The sequence below is a fragment of the Alteraurantiacibacter aestuarii genome, from assembly GCF_009827405.1.
In the GTDB taxonomy this organism is placed as follows: domain Bacteria; phylum Pseudomonadota; class Alphaproteobacteria; order Sphingomonadales; family Sphingomonadaceae; genus Alteraurantiacibacter; species Alteraurantiacibacter aestuarii.
On record NZ_WTYY01000002.1, the window covers coordinates 296,012 to 313,849 of the forward strand.

Below are 17,838 nucleotides of genomic sequence, written 5' to 3' on the forward strand. Positions count from 1 at the left end.
TGGGCCTTGCGCGTGACCGATACCATTACTCCCGATAGCGAACACCGCGGCCTTGTGGGCCTGCTGCCCGCATCCCTGCGCGATTATGCCCTGCTGGCGCGGTTTGACCGCCCGATCGGCTGGTGGCTGCTGTTCTGGCCGTGCGCCTGGGGCGTGTGGCTTTCGGGAGCGGGTCTGCAATGGCAGATGATCCTGTGGCTGCTGCTTGGCTCCATCGCCATGCGCGGCGCGGGCTGCGTCTATAACGATATCGTCGATGCCGATCTGGACCGGCAGGTTGCGCGCACCGCCGTTCGCCCCGTGGCCAGCGGCAGGGTGAGCCTGAGGGCGGCGTGGACGTGGCTGCTGGTGCTGTGCGCGGTGGGCCTGCTGGTGCTGCTGCAACTGCGCTGGGAGGCGCAGCTGGTGGCTTTGGGCAGCCTGGCGCTGGTGGCGGCCTATCCGTTCATGAAGCGCATCACCCACTGGCCGCAGGCGTGGCTGGGGCTGGTGTTCACCTGGGGCGCACCGGTTGGCTGGATGGCCATGCGTGGAGACAGGCTGGACGTGATGGCCGCGCTTTATGCCGGGGCCTTCTTCTGGTGCATGGCCTATGACACGATCTATGCCCTTCAGGACCGCGAGGACGATGCGCTGGTGGGTATCAGGTCCAGCGCGCTGCGGCTGGGCGATCACGTGAAACTGGGCGTCAGCGGCTTTTACGCAGCGTCAGTCGCATGCCTTGCCCTCGCCTTCTGGCTGCTGCGGGCGGACTGGGTGGCCCTGCTGGCGCTGATCCCGGCGGCGGCGCATTTTGCCTGGCAGGCGAGCACGCTCGATCCCGCTGACGGCCGCAACCCTCTGGAACGCTTTCGCAGCAATCGCTGGGCTGGCGCACTGGTAGCAGCCGCCTGCCTTGTGGTCGGCAACGCCTGAACCACGCAGGTTGGCTGCGCTATTCCGCGGGCTGTGGCTGCGGCGCAGCGGGGCGCGGATTGGCGCGTTTGAGCAGTTTGGCCAGCAGCGAGGTGATCAGCCCGTGTTCCTGCATCCATGCATGGTATTCACGGTACTTGGCATCCTCACCCAGCAAATGCGCCTCTTCGGTGCGGGCGCGCCAGTAATAGATGCCGCTCACCACACCCAGGAAGAAGGTGTTGCGGATCACATCGACCATTGAACCGCTGGTGACGAGGAACGGCATGGACGAACACCACCAGAACAGGTTCTTTGACAGATAGGCCGGGTGGCGCGTGAAGCGGTACGGCCCGTTGGTCAGCACGCCGCGATAGGTGAGGTTGGAAAAGCGGATGCCAAAGGCGATGGTCGCCCAGGCATAGATGGCGGTCAGGAAGGCCAGCCAGCCGGCCCAGACCCACAGCAGCATTTCATGGCCATCGAACCAGTATCCCCAGCCGGCGGTGTTGTATTCGTACTGGATCATCCCGCCATTGCCCATCAGGCCATAGACCATCGGCGGATAGCACAGCAACGCGGCCAGCCAGCCTGCCAGAAAGGGATTGCCGCTGCGGATATGCGCATCGAGCGGACGCAGGGTGAGCAGGTAACCCACGGTGCCGATCTGCACATCGATCACGAACAGCAGTTCGAACAGGATTGTGCCCACCAGCACCGGATTGCCCGCAAGCTGCGCCAGATCGGCATCCACGACGGCGGCAAAACCGGGCGGCAGGATGGAGATCATGAAGGCGCCGAAAAAGCCCTTGATGATCCAAGCCCGCCAGTGCTTCTTGACCTCATGCGTGTCCCACGCCTCGCGCCCCAGCAGCATGGCGCCAAAATGCCAGGCATGGTCGCGCGGCTTCTTCATCACCCGGTCGAGCCAGATGACATAGGGAACGGACAGGATGAACATGGGCACGGCGGCAACGCCGATCACCCGCATGGCGAACAGATATTGCCCGTCCCAATACCAGCGGCCCAGACAGTAGATCAGGCCGATCACCGCCCATGTCGCCCATAGCCCGGCCAGCTTGGTGGCGGACACGTCGATCACTTCGGAAATTTTGCGGCGTTGGCTCCAGTCGATCCCGGTGGATGGGTTACGATGAACCTTGTCCACCAGCAGCGACCATGCAGCCATCGCAAGGCCGGAAAGGATCATGGCGACCAGCGCGGAATAGGGGCCGGACATCCGCTCGGACGGGCCGGGCAGGCCGAAAGCCAGCACCAGATCGGGCCAGGCGCGGCACAACGCGATATAGCTGAGCAACGTGCCCAGGCCGACAAATCCCACCCACGGGGATACGTCGCTGGCAGGTGGCTGCGTGGCGGTGGCAGGTTGCGCGCTCATGGCGCCGCCCTAACCGCAAAAGGGTTAAAAGGCGGGTAACGGACGCACAAATTTAGCGGTCAGCGGCGGCTCAGCGCCAGGCTGTGATCCGCCCGCTGTCATCGAGGATGTAGAGCGTGTTGTTGGCCACCACCGGAGGCAGCGAGACAGGGTTGCCCAGCTCGGTAAAGACCGTGGTTTCCCCCGTCGTCACATCGGCATAGCGCACTTCACCGCGCGAACTGGCGATCCACAGGCGGTTGCTGGCCAGCACCGGGCCGGTCCAGAAGATCGGACCTTCGCGGTCTTTCGCATTGCGCCACGCATCCAGCTGGGTGACCCAGCGAATGCGGCCACTGGCACGAGCAATCGCGAACAGGCGGGCATCGTCGGTCAGGGTGAATATCCATTCCCCGGCAATCGCGGGGGTGGAAATGCCGGCCAGCGTCAATTCCCAGATCCGCTGTCCGGTGGTCAGTTCATAAGCGGCCATGCGGCCACCCTGCCCCAGCGCGAAGACCTGGCCATTGGAGATGATCGGATCGGCATCGACATCGGTCAGCGCGCCAACCTGCGTGGAAATAGAGGTACGGGCCAGCGCATCGTACCACAGGTCGCGGCCGTTTTCGTAGCGATAGGCCACCAGCTCACCCGAGGAATAACCGGCCACGATCGTGCCCTGCCCTGCGGCGGGAGCAGCCACGCCGAACACGCCGGACTGGCTGGACGATGCGGCATCCTGCCACAAAGGCGCGCCATCAGCGATGGCCAGCGCGTGGATCTGGTTGTCCTGCGTCATCACATAAACGGCATTGAAGGCCACGGTGGGCGAACCGCGCAGCGGACCGGCGGGCTTCTTGCGCCACTGTTCGTCACCGCTGTTGGCGTCCAGAGCCACAACATCGCCAGTGCCGCTGGTGGCAAACACCTTGCCATCAAAGAAGGTGGCGCCGCCGCCGAATGTGGCATCGTTCAGATCACCGGAAACCTGGATACGGTGCGACCAGCGACGCGCGCCGGTGGCAGCATCGAAAGCATGGATCACGCCGTCGGAATCGACCACGAACAGCTTGCCGTCACCGATCACCGGTGCGGCGGCCAGACGGCGGGTCTTGCTGCTGCCGGCGATATCGACGGTCCATGCGCGCGCGGGTGCGGCGGCAAGCGTGACATGGCCGGATGCCTTGGAGGCGGTGCGCCCGGCCTGCGGCCAGTCAACATTGGTTTCCGGTGTTGGCAGCACGACCGCAATACTGGCGAGTTCCGGATCGGCCGAAACATCGCTGGCGATCCGCGAGAGAATAGGCTGGCGATTGCCAACGCTGGGTGTGTTGGGAGAATCGTCTCCGCCGCCGAATATGCTGCAGGCACTCAGCACCATTGCAGAAACGGCAATCGTGCCAGCGGCGCGAAGGCGCGCGAGAGACGGTAGCATTGGCATATGATTATCCTGGTTCATGAGGCTTGGCTTCATTGCGCCGCGCCCTGTGCTTGTTCAGCATCATCGCCGCGCATTTCAGCCAGCGTTTCCTCAACATCCTCGACCGCATCGAAGCCCAGCAGGCCGGCAAGCTGGCGGGTGCGGGCGCGCAGGCTTTGCGGCACATCCTCATCCTTGGCGATCTGCACCAGCAGCGGCCCGGCCTGATCCTCACGCCCCTGCGCCAGATAGGCCATCGCCACCAGTTCCCCGGCACTGCCGAACCAGTCACTGTCAGCAACCGCCAGCGGCCCCAGCCGATCGATCACCGCCTGCGGTTCCATATCGTCAAACTGGATAGCGACGGAGCGCACGGTGGCGGCATCGCGCATGGGCGGCGGTGCGTCGGCATTATTGGCCACGCGGTCATAGAAGGCGACGGCGTCCTGCGGGCGGTCCTGCTCCAGCGCGATGGCGGCGCGCAGCATGTTGGCAGAAGCCATTGCGCCCGGGCTGCCATCTGCGGAAAGCGCGGCCAGCTCCTCATCGGCGACGGACAGATTGCCCGCATCCAGCTCATCAATGGCCAGCACCAGCTGCTCGGACTGTTCTTCCAGCGAGGCTTCCTGGCTGGAATGCCAGTAGAGATATCCGGCGAAACTCGCCAGGCCCAGAGCCAGGACAATCCCTGCCGTGACGCCATATTTCTTGAATGCCGTGCCAACAGTATCGTTGCGCACAGCCTCATCCACCTCGCGCATGAGCATCTCCTGCTCAAGGTCGCGGGTCTCCGGCTTGCCGGATTGAATGGTCACGGACGGGGTTTTGGGAGTTTTTGCCACAATCTTCTTGGTAATGGTTAAGCCTGATGGCCGCGCTGTTTAGCGCAAGGACGGGTCAATTCAATTGCGGATTTCAGCCTGTCCCCCAAAGGGTGAACCGCGGCTTAAGCCGATTTCGGTGCTGACTGGCGATTCATCAGCCCCCAATAGAGGGCATGATAGCGCTCGCTCATGGCCAGCGCATCATATTCCGCACGCGCCTTCGTGCGGTTGGCCTGGCCTATGCGCTTGCGCTCTGGGGCATTGCCGGTCAGCTTCCACAGCGACTGGATCAGCGCCTCCTCATCACCGGGATCGACCAGATAGGGACCGTTGTCGGAGGAGACCATTTCGCCAAGGTCCCCCACGCGCGGCGCCACCACCGGCAGGCCGCCCGCCATCGCCTCCACCACGGAAATGGGGAATTGCTCTGAATGCGATGACAGGGCGAAGATATCGAACAGGCCGACCAGCTTTTCCGGCTGGGCGATGAAGCCGGGCAGGTGAACGCGGTCTTCCACCTGCAATTCCTGCGCCAGCGCCAGCAGTCTTGCGCGCTCCGGCCCCTCGCCCACAATCACCAGCTGCCATTCGGGCGGCATGCGCTTGATCGCGCGCACCAGAGCGCCAAGGTTCTTGACCTCGCGCAGGCCGGCCAGGGAGCCGATCCAGAATTCATCCCTGTGCTTCACCAGCCCGGGCAGGATGTCGCGCTTGGGCGGCGCGGCATAGCTGCGCGTATCGATGCCATTGGCGATTCGGCGCACGCGGGTGCGCGGCTGCTGCCACACTTCCAGCGCGATCCGCTCCAGATTGCGCGACGGCACCACCAGCGCTGCCGTGCGCCCCAGCGCAATGCGGCGATACCAGTTGCGGCTGGTCTTCAGCCTGATCGCTTCATCCTCGTTGAAGCCATCCTCATGATGCACCAGCGGCGGCAGCTTGTGGACATCGGCGAACAATGTGTGCGCCATCACCGCATCCATCGCGCCCCAGTTATAGGTGCAGATCAGGTCATAGCCCGCCATCGCAGCGGCGATCTTGCCCAGCCGTCCGGGAGTGGGCCTGCCGCTCAACGATGGAAATTTTGGCCAGGAGACATGCACCCTTGGGGAGAGCAATTGCGCCGCGCCGCGCTTTGCCAGATCGCCGGAGACAATGGCGTGATCCGCCTCCTTCCCCCAGCGGTTGATCAGGCGCACGCAGCGCACTTCCTTGCCGCCTGCATCGAAAGTGGAATGCAGGTGGAGGATGCGCGGCCGATCACCCGATGCGCTCATGCAATCTTGTCCAGCAGGCGAGCGATGGCGGCCAGCGCCTCCGGCTCGTCCAGTGTCGGCGTGTGGCCGGTGCGGGCGATGGTCAGCGTTTCCATCCCGGCGATTTCAGCCTTCATCCTCTCCAGCGTCCGGTCAGACAGGATATCAGACAATTCGCCGCGCAAGGTCAGCGTGGGCTTGCCTGACAAGGCCTTGAAAAACGGCCACATATCGACCGGCTCCGCCGCTTCGCTATCGGTGAAGGGGTCGGCGATGCGCATGTCATAATCGAAGGTGATGCGGCCACTATTGCCGACATACATCAGCCGCTTGGTGACACGGAGCCATTCCGAAATCGAGAAATCGGGATAGGCCTCGCCCACATTGTCACGCAGCGCGCGGGCAGCGTGCATCCAGGTGGGATAGCTGCGGCCCTGCCCCACATATTCGCGGATCCGCGCCAGGCCCGTCTCCTCTATCACCGGACCAATATCGTTGAGCACCGCGCCCGCCAGCCGGTCTGGCCATTGCGCGGCCATCAGCGCGGCGACAATGCCGCCCAGCGATGTGCCGATGACCACCACCCTGTCCAGCCCGGCCTGGGTGAACAGCGCATCCATGTCCGCCACATATTGGGCGGGCGCATAGGTGGAGGTGTCCTTGGCATAATCGCTGTCACCGCGTCCGCGCAGATCGACGCAGATCAGCCGCCACTGCCCGGCAAATGCCTGGGCAATCGGTTCAAAATCGCGGGCGTTGCGGGTCAGGCCGGGAATGCACAGGATCGGCGGGCGATCGGCGGGACCGGCATAATCGCGGTAATGCAGCTTCAGACCGTCTGCACTTTCCCAGAATTGATCCTGCCAGGCCTGATCGCTCATGATGGCTTCCATGCGTCCCTTTGAATCAACATCGCTTGCGCTGCGCCCGTTCCAGCGCCACTAATGCCAGATGCGCGCCGAACCGCAAGCCGCCCCCTATCGCCCCGATCCGCAAATCACCACCATTGCCCAATGGATTGGCGATGGAGTGGACGCAGCGTCGTTTCCGCAAACGCTCCTTCGCTTTCGTAATCAGCGGTGGGACAAGGCGGTTGGGCTGGGCAATCTGACGGACAGCGAATGGACAGGCCATTTCGGCCGCTTCGAACCCTTGCCGCAAAATCTGCCCCGCCCGCTGGCGCTGAAATACCACGGCCACCAGTTCCGCGTGTATAATCCCGAGATTGGCGACGGGCGCGGCTTCCTGTTTGCGCAGTTTCGCGATGCATCGGGCCGCCTGCTCGATCTGGGCACCAAGGGCAGCGGCACCACGCCCTACAGCCGCAGCGGCGACGGGCGGCTGACGCTGAAAGGCGCGGTGCGCGAGATTCTCGCCACCGAGATGCTGGAGGCGCAGGGCGTCAACACCTCCAAGACTTTCAGCGTGGTGGAGACAGGTGAGGAGCTGACGCGCGGGGACGAGCCATCGCCCACCCGCTCCGCCGTGCTCACGCGCCTGTCGCATTCGCATATCCGCATCGGCACCTTCCAGCGGCTCGCCGCCTTCCAGCAGGACGATAATCTGGCCGCACTGGTCGATTATTGCCTGGCACAATTTCCCGGCCCTATGCCGCCCGCCGATGCACCGGGGCGCGAGCAGCCGGCGATCATCCTGATGCATCAGGCGGTGGAACGGCTGGCGGACCTTGCCGCATCCTACATGGTGGCGGGGTTTGTCCACGGCGTGCTCAACACCGACAACATGAACATCACCGGGGAGAGCTTCGATTATGGCCCGTGGCGCTGGCTGCCGCGCTGGCAGCCGGAATTCACCGCCGCCTATTTCGATCATCAGGGCCTGTATGCATTTGGCCGCCAGCCAGAAGCGCTGCGCTGGAACCTTGGCCAGCTGGCCATCGCCCTGCGCCGACTGGCAGACAGCGAGCCGCTGATCGCCGCGCTCGACCGCTTTGGCGAATGCTACCAGGCCAACATGATCCGCCGTTTCTGCTGGCGGCTGGGCGTGGAAAGCCGCGGGCTGGAGCATGACGGGCAGCTGATCGATGCTGCGGAAAAAGCCATGCGCGCGGGCGATATCGGGCCGGACATCTTCTACTTCGTCCATCGCGGCGGACGCAATGCCAGCGGCGATCTGGCGCAGGCTCTTGCAGGATATGAGGCCGTGGGCGAACAGGACAGCTACTGGGACGGGCCGCAGCCCGAAGCCATGCTGATCGAAGAGGTAGAGAGCATCTGGGACGCGATTGCCGGGCACGATGACTGGTCATTGCTGCATGCCAAGGTGGCGGCGCTGCGGCAGATGGGCAATGCCCTGGGCGAGCCGCCCGCCCCCGCCGGGCACGCCTGACACATCCACCCGCCGACCGGCAAAATCACGCTGGCAGTTGCATCTGGAACCATTCATGGCCAAATCGCGGCCAGACCCGTAAAGGGATAGAAAATTGCATCAGACGATCAGATGAGAGGTCCGCAGGCTTGTCCATGACAGAACTGGTTTCTTACGAACCTGCAACAGGCGAAGAACTTTGGCGCGGCGCGCATGGCGATGTGGACAAGATTGTCGGCGTTGCCCGCCGGGCCTGGCCGCAGTGGGCAGCCCAGTCGCTCGCCACAAGGATCGAACTGGTGCGCCGCTTCGTCAACGAACTGCGCAAGGAACAGGATGAATTCGCCGAACTGATCGCGCGTGAGACGGGCAAGCCAATGTGGGAAGCCCGCACCGAAGTGGAAGCGGTGATCGCCAAGGTCGAAATCTCCATCCGCGCCTATGCCGAACGCACCGGCCAGCGCAAGCTGGACAGCGGGCTTCAGGGCACCGCTGCGGTTCGCCACAAGCCGCATGGCGTGATGGCGGTGCTGGGGCCGTACAACTTCCCCGCGCACCTGCCCAACGGCCACATCATCCCCGCGCTGATCGCCGGCAACGCCATCATCCTCAAGCCGAGCGAGAAGACACCGGCGGTGGGCGAAGCGCTGCTGAAATACATGAACCGCGCAGGCATTCCCTCTGCAGTGGTACAATTGCTGATCGGCGGCCCGGAAGAGGGCAAGGCGCTGGTCGCCCATCCCGATGTGGACGGCGTATTGTTCACCGGATCGGCGCAGGTCGGCATTGCCATCAATCGCAAGCTGGCGACCGAACCGGGCAAGATCCTGGCGCTGGAAATGGGCGGCAACAATCCGCTGATCGTGTGGGACACGCCCAAGCTGAATGATGTTGCCGCGCTGATCGTGCAATCGGCCTTCACCACCGCCGGGCAGCGCTGCACCGCCGCGCGGCGGCTGATCGTGAAGGATACTATGTATGACGAGGTGATCGATCACCTCAAGAAACTGGTCGACCGGCTGATCATTGGCGGCCCGTTCGATGATCCACAGCCCTTCATGGGGCCGGTGATAGACAATCGCACGGCAGACCAGCTGACCGAGAGTTTTCTGTACCTGCTGTCCAACGGCGGCAAGGCGATCAGCCACATGCGGCGGCTGGACGAAAACCGGCCCTTCATCACGCCCGGCATGATCGACATCACCGACATGGCCGAACGTCCCGACGTGGAGCTGTTCGGCCCTTTGCTGCAGATCATCAAGGTGGACGATTTCGACAAGGCCATTGCCGAGGCGAACAACACCCGTTTTGGACTTTCGGCCTCTCTGGTGGGTGGTACGCCGGAGCAATATAACCGCTTCTGGGCCAATATCCGCGCCGGAATCGTGAACTGGAACAGGCCGACCAATGGCGCATCCTCCGCTGCCCCGTTCGGCGGCATCGGATTTTCAGGCAATCACCGTCCAGCGGCCTATTACGCCGCCGACTATTGCGCCTATCCGGTCACCAGCACGGAAATGGAGCAGCCGCGCGCCAGCGTGGGCGTGGGGTTCAAGGACCAGTAAGAAACCGCGCGAAAAGAGGTAATCAGCGCCCGTTGGTGACCAGATCGACATCCGTGCCGCCGCCCGGATGCGGGCGGACGAACACCATATAGCTGGCCCTGCCTCGCGTGCCGCCCAATATGTCATCGCCGTCCTGGATCACCCGCTGGGCGGAAAATCCATCGGCAACGGCTCTGGTATAATAGAAATCCATCACGTCGCCTGCATCCACCGGCGTGGTGAAATTGACCACCCGCAGTGCGCAGGGCGATGCATCCGTGCCCGCCGCTTCATGCACCGCGCCGCGCGGATAGACCGGGAAGGCCTGCGGCATGCGGGCCGCCCATATGGCCGAGAATTCTGCCTGCGCGGCGCAATCGCCATTACCTTCGCCAGCGGAGGCAGCGCGGGCGGCCACGCTCAGCGCGGCTTCTGGCGGAAGTTCGCCATCAACGCGCGTTGCCGGCGGGGCGCTGCGCATGGCGCTGTTGCCGCCCACCAGTTCGACAGCCTCGGTACGCGCGGCCAATATGGCTTCTGCGCCCTGATCCGGGAAAGGAACCGAGCCATCCTGACCGGCCAGGCTGGCGGCCATATTGCCGGTGTTGCGGTTAACCATGTCGGGATCGACCAGGATCTGGTCTGCCAGCGCGCCCGACATCAGCGGGTCGGAGGTGTCGATGGCAAGTTCGCTTTCTGCCTCCTCCTGCTCCGAGCATGCGCACAGCAGCAGGACAGGCGCTGCGATCAGCGCAAGAGAACGCAAGGCTGGCATGGGGCGACAGATCATGGCCGCCAGCCTTACCGGCAAATCACCAATAGCAATTTAACGCGGCGAAATAGCGCGGCGAAATAACCCGGCGAGATTACCCGATGGCCGATTGAGCACCTCTTGCCGGCCGAGGTTTCAAGGCGTCCGCGCAGCTTGCGCCACGCGAACGCCTTGGCGCGACCCCCTGAATACGACCCTGAGGCCGCGCTCAGGCTCTGGTCCACCAGGGAAAGACCAGGCCAATTCTGTGATTGAAACGACCGAATCCAACAATCGATCCCTTTGTCTTTAATGGAAAAAATCTGAACCGCTGGCAAGAGGGCGGAAAGCTTGCCCCTACAAGCGGCAAGGCGTAGCTGTAGTGCGATGAGCGGGGGACAATCGCAGCAGGATCACACGGGCAAGGGGTCCGCCCTGGCCTATGCGCTGGGCGCGCATGCGGTGTGGGGCTCCATGCCGCTGTACCTGATTCTGGTGCAGACCGTACCCAGTCTGGAATTCGTCGCCTGGCGACTCGTCTTCACCCTGCCGCTGTGTTTCGCCATATTGTTATGGCGTGCAGGTGGGGAAGAATTGCGCGCCGTGCTGCGCGACCGGCGCACGGTGCTGACGCTGCTGGGCAGTTCGGCGATGATCGGGATCAACTGGTTCCTCTATGTCTGGGCCATCCAGCACGGCCATGTCTATGCCGCCAGCCTTGGCTATTACATCCTGCCGCTGAACATGATGCTGCTGGGGATGGTCTTCCTGAAGGAGAAACTGACCGGGCGGCAATGGGCTGCGGTGATCCTGGCCGCGATTGGCGTGACGGCGCTGGCCGCAGGGGCGCTCACCACCTTGTGGCTCAGCCTGTCGATGGCGATGACGTTTGGCATTTACGGCCTGCTGCGCAAGACGGTGAAAGCAGGTCCGCTGGTGGGGCTGACGGTCGAATCGATGATCCTGATGCCCGTGGCGCTGGGCATTGTCGGATGGTACTGGGCCAGCCCGCAAGGCCCGGCACTGGCGCAAGGCACGGGCGTGGCGCTGGCGGTGGCGGGCAGCGGGCCGATGACGGCCATCCCGCTGCTGATGTTCGCCACGGCGGCGCGGCGCATGCCCTATACGGTGATCGGCTTCCTGCAGTTCACATCGCCCACCATCGTGTTCCTGATGGGCCTGTTCGTCTTTGGGGAGGATCTGAAACCGGCGCAGCTGGCCTGTTTCGTCATGATCTGGGCCGCCGCGGCGCTGTTCACGTGGGAGCTGTTCAGGCCGAAACCCAAAGCCAGGGCAACAACTGCCTAACTGGCAAAGCGCCAGCGCAGGGTCTCGCCAGCGTGGAACGGCACCAGCTGCGCGGCACCCACATCCATCACCTGCGGCACGGGGCAATCGGCGCGCTCCAGCGTCACGCTCTGCCCGTTCACCGGCAGGCCGTAAAACGCCGGACCGTGGAGCGAGGCAAAGCCCTCGAACCTGTCCAGCGCGCCTTCATCCTCGAACACGGTGAGATAACTCTCCAGCGCGAAAGGGGCGTTGAAGATACCCGCACAGCCGCAGGCGCTTTCCTTGGCTTCGCGGGCATGGGGGGCGCTGTCCGTGCCCAGAAAGAACTTTGCACTGCCAGAGGTGGCTGCACGGCGCAGCGCCAGCCGGTGCTTCTCCCGCTTGGCCACGGGCAGGCAATAGGCATGTGGACGCATCCCGCCCACCAGCATGGCATTGCGGTTGATATGCAGGTGCTGCGGGGTGATGGTGGCGGCAACATTGGCAGATGCGCCTTGCACGAAGGCCACGCCTTCCTCGCTGGTCAGATGCTCGAAAATCACCTTGAGCTGCGGCAGGTCGGCAATCAGCGGGGCCAGAATACGATCGATAAACACCGCCTCCCGGTCAAAGATATCGACATCGGCGCTGGTCACTTCACCGTGCACGCACAGCGGCATGCCGATCTCGGCCATCACCTCCAGAACGGCGCGGATATTGGCGATGTCCGTCACTCCGCTGGCTGAATTGGTGGTGGCCCCTGCGGGATAGAGCTTGGCGGCGGTGAACACGCCTTGGGCAAATCCGCGGCGCATCTCTTCAGTATCTGTGCTGTCGGTGAGGTAGGCGGTCATCAGCGGGGAGAATTCCATGCCCGCAGGAACGGCGTCCATGATCCGCTGGCGGTATGCCCGGGCGGAAGCCACATCCACCACTGGCGGGGAGAGGTTGGGCATCACGATGGCGCGGGCAAACTGGCGCGCGGTGTGGCCCACCACGCCTGCCAGCATGGCGCCATCGCGCAAATGAACGTGCCAGTCATCTGGCCTGCGAATGGTGATGGATGATGTCATGCCCCGCCCTTGCCATATTCACGCCGGGTGCAAAAGAGGCTCACAGCCGGGAGCGCACCAGCAGCGGCTTGAACAGTTCGCGGCTGGGGCGGATCAGGATCACCAGCACGCCCGTGGCCGCGATGGCGGCCCCGGCAATCAGGAACACGCCCACGCGGTCTCCGGTAATGGTGGCACCGGCGATAATGGTGAAGATCGGCGTCATCAGCGTCAGCGGTGCTACCAGATTGGCATCGAAGCGCTGGATCAGCCGGAAATAGAGCGTGTGCGCACCCAGTGAGACGATCACCGCGGAGAAGAACAGCGCCGCGGCCAGTGGCCAGCCGCCCGCCACGCTCGCGGCGATCTGTCCCTGCTCGGTCAGCGCGGACAGCGGGATCAGCACCACGCTGGACCCCAGCGCGGCCCACGCCTGCAGGCGCAGCGGCGACAGGTCGATCCGCTTGAGCTGGACCGATCCCATCGCCCCCACCACGGCAGAGGCAAAGACGAAGACCAGCCCCACCCCGCCCGACCATCCTGCGGGCGAGGCCACCGCCACCAGCACGCCGATGAAGGTCAGGGCGATGCCCAGCCCTCGCCTCCAGGCGATCTTTTCCCCCAGTATGGCGATGGCGAACAGCACCGTCAGCGGCGCGCCCGACAGGCTGATGACGGCAGAGGCGGAAGGGCTCGCCTGCTGCAAGCCGATGAACAGCAGCGCGAAAGACCCGCCGCTGACGGCAAATGTCACCAGCATCACGCGCAGCAGTTGGGGCGGAACGGGCCGCAGCCAGCGCGCCAGCAGCACCAGCACCACGCATGATCGCGCGGCGGCATAGAACAGCGGCGGCACGCCCATGTCGCCCACTACCAGTCGGCTGACCACGACGTTGAGAGCCCAGACAAGGCAGATCACGGTCAGCAGCAGGAATGCACGAATAGGCATGATGGGGCAGCCGCATAGGCCTTTCGCGGCCCCAGACCAATCCTGACGAGCGCGGCGATGGCGAAAAACGAAAGGACCGGAGAGGCATCCCGGAAAGAAAACATTGAATCCCTCCCGCTACGTGCCACCTATTCACCTATGCCAGCAGAACGCCTCTTTTCCCGCGCGGTCCTCCGCATCGCTCCTGAAACCGGCGGCGAGGATGTTGCCGATTTCCTCCAGGGCCTCGTCACCAATGACGTGAAGGGCCTGTTGCCCGTTTATGCCGGATTGCTGAGCGCACAGGGCAAGACGCTGTTCGACTTCATTGTCTGGCCGGGCAGCGGCGATTCGCTGCTGCTGGATTGTGAGGCGGACGCGGTCCAGGATTTGGCCAAGCGGCTTTCCATGTACCGCCTGCGGCGCAAGATCTCGATTTCCCGCGCGGATGAGCTGGGCGTGTACTGGCAGGCCGAAATGGGCGATGGCGGCGCGCCCGATCCGCGCCATGCAGGGCTTGGCCAGCGCTGGATCGCCGTGGCGCAGGACGATGACGAGTCTGCCGACGATGCCTGGCTGAAACACCGGCTGCGCTGCGGCGTGGCGGAAGGCCTGGAGGAACTGGGCGATGTGCTGTGGCTGGAAACCAATGCCGCCGACCTGCACGGCGTCAGCTTCACCAAGGGCTGCTATGTCGGGCAGGAAAACACCGCGCGGATGAACTGGCGGCAGAAGGTCAATCGCCGGCTGGTGGTGGTCCCGCTGGAGATGTCAGAAGAAAAGCGCCGCAAGGCAGCCTACCCTGAACTGGGGCTGGCGGTGGATCACCTGCGGGTGGACGATATCCCCGCGGAGCTGGCGCCTGAATGGATGAGCCTTACACCGCCTGGCGACGACTAGGCCGCTCAATCACCGGCGATATCACCGGCCTTCTTGAAGGATGCAGTCATCATTGCGGTTGCCCGATCGCGCGATGTCTGGCGCTTCACGCCCAGCGATTCGGCCAGTTGCTGGCCCATCAGCGCCTCACCCAGCGCCAGCAGCACCAGCGTATAGGTGGTTTCGTGCATGGTCCGCTCGGCCCCGGGCTCCAGCTCCTGCGGATGCAGTTCGTCCACCAGCTGGTGGATCGTCTCGACAATCGGGTTGAGCGCATCCTCATTGCCCGACAGCAGCATCCAGCTGGCCAGCGCGCCGCCGCCCTCGCGGTCAAACGCATCGAAGGTCAGGTCCACCACTTCGCGCGGCGTGCCGATACCCGCCCGCGTGGCGCGCACCGCATCGCCGATGGTATCGCACACCGATCCGGCCATATGCGCGGCGAGCGCCTTTTGCAGGCCTGCGGCAGAGCCGAAATGATGCAGCAGATTCGCATGGGTGCGGTCAATGCGCGTGGCCACGGCCTTCAGCGTTACCGCCTGCGGCCCCGCCTCGATCAGCAGGTCACGCGCAGCGCCCAGTGCCGCCGCGCGGCTTTCCTCTGGAGAGAGTCTTTTTCTTATTGACATTGGTGTTAATAATTTCCAATTCTGACGCCATGAACGCACCCACGAAGTTTGACGTAGATGTGACAGAGGGCACTGGCAAGGCAGGCACATTCCCCGAAGGCCTGGCCATTACCGTGCGCAACCGCCGCTTTGGCCGCGATGACGCCGCTACGCGCTGGTGGCTGAACGGCGATCCCGTGGCCACGGCCTGGCACACTGCCCTGTCTGCCACCTTCCCCCGCGGGGAGGCGCTGTTCATCGAAGCGGTCAAGGCACATCGCGATGGTGTGGACCCCAAGCTGGCGCAGGAAATCCGCGCCTTCGTGAAGCAGGAAATCAACCACACGCGTGAACATCTGGCCTTCAATCGCGGCGCTGAGCAGGCGGGCTATGACCTGTCGCGCATCGATGCCAGGGTCGAAAGTCTGATCGGCGATGTATTCGCGCGCAAGCCCATCGTGTGGCTGGGCATCACCATCGCGCTGGAACATTTCACCGCCATGTTCGCGCATGAATTCCTCACCCATCCCCGGCACTTTGTCGGCGGCGACAGCGAGCAGGTGGAACTGTGGCGCTGGCATGCGGCAGAGGAAATCGAGCACAAGGGTGTCGCCTATGACGTGTGGCTGCACGCCACCCGAGACTGGAGCCGGTGGAAACGGTGGAAGGTGAAGAGCCTGCTGATGGTGCACATCACCCGCAGCTTCATCACCAATCGCAGCAAGGACTGCCTCGATCTGTTGAGACAGGACGGCATCACCGGCTGGCGGGCAAAGCTGCGCCTGATGACATATCTGTTCGTCAGGCCCGGCATCCTGCGGCGAATATTCCCTGCATGGCTGGCCTATTTCCTGCCGGGATTTCATCCGTGGAATCAGGACGACCGGGCACTGATCGCGCTGTATGACAGCGAATATTCGGCAGCGAACCTGTCCGCCGAGCCTGCATAGCTACAGACCCGGCGGCAGATAACCTCTGCGGCAAGAAATCAGGCGACCAGTTCAGGCCGGTTTACGGTTGGCTTCAGAGCGCATTTGCGCGTCCACATCCGCTTCCCCGTCACCCGCCCCGCCCGGCTCAACCCGCTCATCCAGATTGAGGGCATAGCGCCGCGCCAGCACCATCTGTCCGCCGCGGCCCAGCGCATGAGTCGGGTGGATTTCTCCGGTCTCGCGAAAACCGGCCTTGCGCAAAACCGCGCCGCTGGCCGGATTATCGAGGTAGTGCCCGGCCTGAACGCGCCTGACGCCCAGCATGCGAGCGATCTGCAGTATCCCGCCCAGCGCCTCTGTCGCATAGCCCCGCTTGCGATAGCCGCGCGCGATCCAGTAGCCGATTTCGGGCACATCCTCGCTGCAATCCATGCCGATCTGGCCGATCAGCGGCGCGCCATCGACACCCGGCAGCACAATTGCCAGCCGCACATCCATTGGATCGCGCTGTGCCGCGCAATATGCCCTGGCGTCGTCCTCTCGGTAAGGCCACGGGGCACGCGCGAGCATGCGCACCAGACCGGCATCATTGATGCCGCGGTAAACCTCGCGCCAATCCTCCGGGAAAGGCGGCCTCAGGAACAGGCGCTGCGTACGCATGAACATCGCGTTTCTCCTCCATCGCCCCCGCCCGCCTGTCCTACCAGCGGTGCGTGACGTGCATGTTGCGAAGGAGAAAACAAAAAAAGGAGACGGGGCGGCCCCATCTCCTTCGCGAATGCCGGGCTATTTGCCGCCCGACAGGGGCCATCCCGGTGGATGACCCCTTCCTTGGATCATCCGATTATTCGGCTGCCTGCGCCATGGCGTCGACCGACACATATTTGCGGCCGAGCTTGCCATCGTGGAAACGCACGTGGCCTGCTTCGAGCGCAAACAGCGTGTGATCCTTGCCCATCCCGACATTCACGCCCGGATAGACCTTGGTGCCACGCTGGCGAATAATAATGTTGCCGCCGATCACTTCCTGACCGCCGAACTTCTTCACGCCGAGGCGACGACCGGCTGAATCGCGACCATTGCGCGACGAACCGCCAGCTTTTTTATGTGCCATCTCGTCTTACTCCGTATCCACCCGGTAGTCCGGGATTATTCCTTGTCGGCCTTGGCGGCCGGCTTCTTGGCGGGGGCCTTCTTGGCAGCAGGCTTCTTGGCAGCGGCCGGCTTCTTGGCCGGTGCAGCCTTTGCCTCAGCGGCCTGGGGAGCTTCCTTTGCAGGAGCCTCAGCCTTCTTTGGCGCAGCCTTCTTGCCTTCACCCACGCCCACGATGCGCAGCAGGGTCATCTGCTGGCGGTGGCCGTTCTTGCGGCGATAGTTGTGACGGCGACGTTTCTTGAAAACGATCACCTTCTCACTCTTCGCCTGGGCGATGATCTCTGCCGAGACCTTTACCTTGGCAACATCCGCCATGTCGGCGCCTTCGCCGGCCAGCAGGACATCGCCCAGCTCGATCGTATCCCCGGCCTCACCAGCCAGTTTCTCGACCGCGATCTTGTCTCCTTCGGCGACGCGATATTGCTTGCCGCCCGTGCGCACAACTGCGAACATGGTGCTTGTTCCGTTTCTTTAGGTGTCTTTGACGCGGGGCCATCCCACTACAACGACAAAAAAGGCGCCCGAGTAGGGCACCGCAAAGTGAGCCGCCCGATATGCCAAGCTCGTGGCGCTGTCAACAAGAAGGCACCTATTTTTGCATGGATCGACGGGCTTTTTGC

18 protein-coding genes are annotated in these 17,838 nt (G+C 63.7%); 6 read left to right on the forward strand and 12 right to left on the reverse strand.

The window, feature by feature from the left end; translation table 11 throughout:
• Positions 1-12 precede the first annotated feature (12 nt).
• On the forward strand, positions 13-915 hold the full coding sequence (gene ubiA / locus GRI32_RS04060; RefSeq protein WP_337190148.1) for a 4-hydroxybenzoate octaprenyltransferase: 903 nt from the start codon (positions 13-15) through the stop codon (positions 913-915).
• 19 nt (positions 916-934) lie between these two features.
• On the opposite strand, the gene GRI32_RS04065 is transcribed toward ubiA, so the two are convergent.
• The 5 genes from GRI32_RS04065 to GRI32_RS04085 all read right to left on the reverse strand — a co-directional run bounded on the left by GRI32_RS04065 (position 935) and on the right by GRI32_RS04085 (position 6,653).
• The gene (locus GRI32_RS04065; RefSeq protein ID WP_160589853.1) at positions 935-2,293 is read right to left on the reverse strand and encodes a DUF1295 domain-containing protein; all 1,359 of its coding nucleotides are present in this window, start codon (positions 2,291-2,293) and stop codon (positions 935-937) included.
• Positions 2,294-2,363: 70 nt separating this feature from the next.
• Positions 2,364-3,707, reverse strand: a complete 1,344-nt coding sequence (locus GRI32_RS04070) for a PQQ-like beta-propeller repeat protein (RefSeq protein ID WP_237437370.1) — start codon at positions 3,705-3,707, stop codon at positions 2,364-2,366.
• Between the two features lie 35 nt (positions 3,708-3,742).
• Positions 3,743-4,507 carry a tetratricopeptide repeat protein gene (locus GRI32_RS04075; protein WP_160589855.1) on the reverse strand — a complete coding sequence of 255 codons (765 nt, stop codon included), beginning with the start codon at positions 4,505-4,507 and terminating at the stop codon, positions 3,743-3,745.
• Between the two features lie 131 nt (positions 4,508-4,638).
• Positions 4,639-5,793 carry a glycosyltransferase family 4 protein gene (locus tag GRI32_RS04080; RefSeq protein ID WP_160589856.1) on the reverse strand — a complete coding sequence of 385 codons (1,155 nt, stop codon included), beginning with the start codon at positions 5,791-5,793 and terminating at the stop codon, positions 4,639-4,641.
• Positions 5,790-6,653: an alpha/beta fold hydrolase gene (locus tag GRI32_RS04085; protein ID WP_160589857.1), complete on the reverse strand. Its 864-nt coding sequence runs from the start codon at positions 6,651-6,653 to the stop codon at positions 5,790-5,792. Before GRI32_RS04085 ends, GRI32_RS04080 begins: the two co-directional genes overlap by 4 nt.
• A gap of 70 nt (positions 6,654-6,723) precedes the next feature.
• On the opposite strand from GRI32_RS04085, the gene GRI32_RS04090 reads away from it, so the two are divergent.
• Together GRI32_RS04090 and astD are read left to right on the forward strand one after the other, a co-directional pair.
• Positions 6,724-8,121 carry a protein adenylyltransferase SelO family protein gene (locus tag GRI32_RS04090; protein WP_160589858.1) on the forward strand — a complete coding sequence of 466 codons (1,398 nt, stop codon included), beginning with the start codon at positions 6,724-6,726 and terminating at the stop codon, positions 8,119-8,121.
• 134 nt (positions 8,122-8,255) lie between these two features.
• Positions 8,256-9,665, forward strand: coding sequence for a succinylglutamate-semialdehyde dehydrogenase (astD, locus tag GRI32_RS04095; RefSeq protein WP_160590246.1), 1,410 nt, complete (start codon positions 8,256-8,258; stop codon positions 9,663-9,665).
• Positions 9,666-9,687: 22 nt separating this feature from the next.
• Here astD and GRI32_RS04100 read toward each other — a convergent pair whose 3' ends face one another.
• Complete coding sequence (locus GRI32_RS04100; RefSeq protein WP_160589859.1) at positions 9,688-10,419, reverse strand: hypothetical protein; 732 nt, start codon at positions 10,417-10,419, stop codon at positions 9,688-9,690.
• A 363-nt stretch (positions 10,420-10,782) separates the two neighbouring features.
• Here GRI32_RS04100 and rarD point away from each other — a divergent pair, with 363 nt between their 5' ends.
• Entirely contained in the window at positions 10,783-11,703 is a 921-nt protein-coding gene (gene rarD / locus GRI32_RS04105) for an EamA family transporter RarD (protein WP_160589860.1), read from the forward strand.
• Here rarD and pyrC read toward each other — a convergent pair.
• Together pyrC and GRI32_RS04115 are read right to left on the reverse strand one after the other, a co-directional pair.
• Positions 11,700-12,737, reverse strand: a complete 1,038-nt coding sequence (pyrC, locus tag GRI32_RS04110; RefSeq protein ID WP_160589861.1) for a dihydroorotase — start codon at positions 12,735-12,737, stop codon at positions 11,700-11,702. The two genes, rarD and pyrC, sit on opposite strands and share 4 nt — an antisense overlap.
• Positions 12,738-12,777: 40 nt before the next feature.
• Positions 12,778-13,665 carry a DMT family transporter gene (locus GRI32_RS04115; protein ID WP_160589862.1) on the reverse strand — a complete coding sequence of 296 codons (888 nt, stop codon included), beginning with the start codon at positions 13,663-13,665 and terminating at the stop codon, positions 12,778-12,780.
• 138 nt (positions 13,666-13,803) lie between these two features.
• On the opposite strand from GRI32_RS04115, the gene ygfZ reads away from it, so the two are divergent.
• Positions 13,804-14,544, forward strand: coding sequence for a CAF17-like 4Fe-4S cluster assembly/insertion protein YgfZ (gene ygfZ / locus GRI32_RS04120; RefSeq protein ID WP_160589863.1), 741 nt, complete (start codon positions 13,804-13,806; stop codon positions 14,542-14,544).
• Positions 14,545-14,549: 5 nt separating this feature from the next.
• Here ygfZ and GRI32_RS04125 read toward each other — a convergent pair whose 3' ends face one another.
• Positions 14,550-15,152 carry a TetR/AcrR family transcriptional regulator gene (locus tag GRI32_RS04125; RefSeq protein WP_160589864.1) on the reverse strand — a complete coding sequence of 201 codons (603 nt, stop codon included), beginning with the start codon at positions 15,150-15,152 and terminating at the stop codon, positions 14,550-14,552.
• 29 nt (positions 15,153-15,181) lie between these two features.
• Between GRI32_RS04125 and GRI32_RS04130 the strand changes: the two genes are divergently transcribed.
• Positions 15,182-16,081: a metal-dependent hydrolase gene (locus GRI32_RS04130; RefSeq protein ID WP_160589865.1), complete on the forward strand. Its 900-nt coding sequence runs from the start codon at positions 15,182-15,184 to the stop codon at positions 16,079-16,081.
• Between the two features lie 51 nt (positions 16,082-16,132).
• Here GRI32_RS04130 and GRI32_RS04135 read toward each other — a convergent pair whose 3' ends face one another.
• From GRI32_RS04135 to rplU, 3 genes are all read right to left on the reverse strand, one after another.
• Entirely contained in the window at positions 16,133-16,729 is a 597-nt protein-coding gene (locus GRI32_RS04135; protein WP_160589866.1) for a GNAT family N-acetyltransferase, read from the reverse strand.
• Between the two features lie 178 nt (positions 16,730-16,907).
• Positions 16,908-17,177 carry a 50S ribosomal protein L27 gene (gene rpmA, locus GRI32_RS04140; protein WP_160589867.1) on the reverse strand — a complete coding sequence of 90 codons (270 nt, stop codon included), beginning with the start codon at positions 17,175-17,177 and terminating at the stop codon, positions 16,908-16,910.
• 35 nt (positions 17,178-17,212) lie between these two features.
• The gene (rplU, locus tag GRI32_RS04145; protein WP_160589868.1) at positions 17,213-17,671 is read right to left on the reverse strand and encodes a 50S ribosomal protein L21; all 459 of its coding nucleotides are present in this window, start codon (positions 17,669-17,671) and stop codon (positions 17,213-17,215) included.
• Positions 17,672-17,838 lie beyond the last annotated feature (167 nt).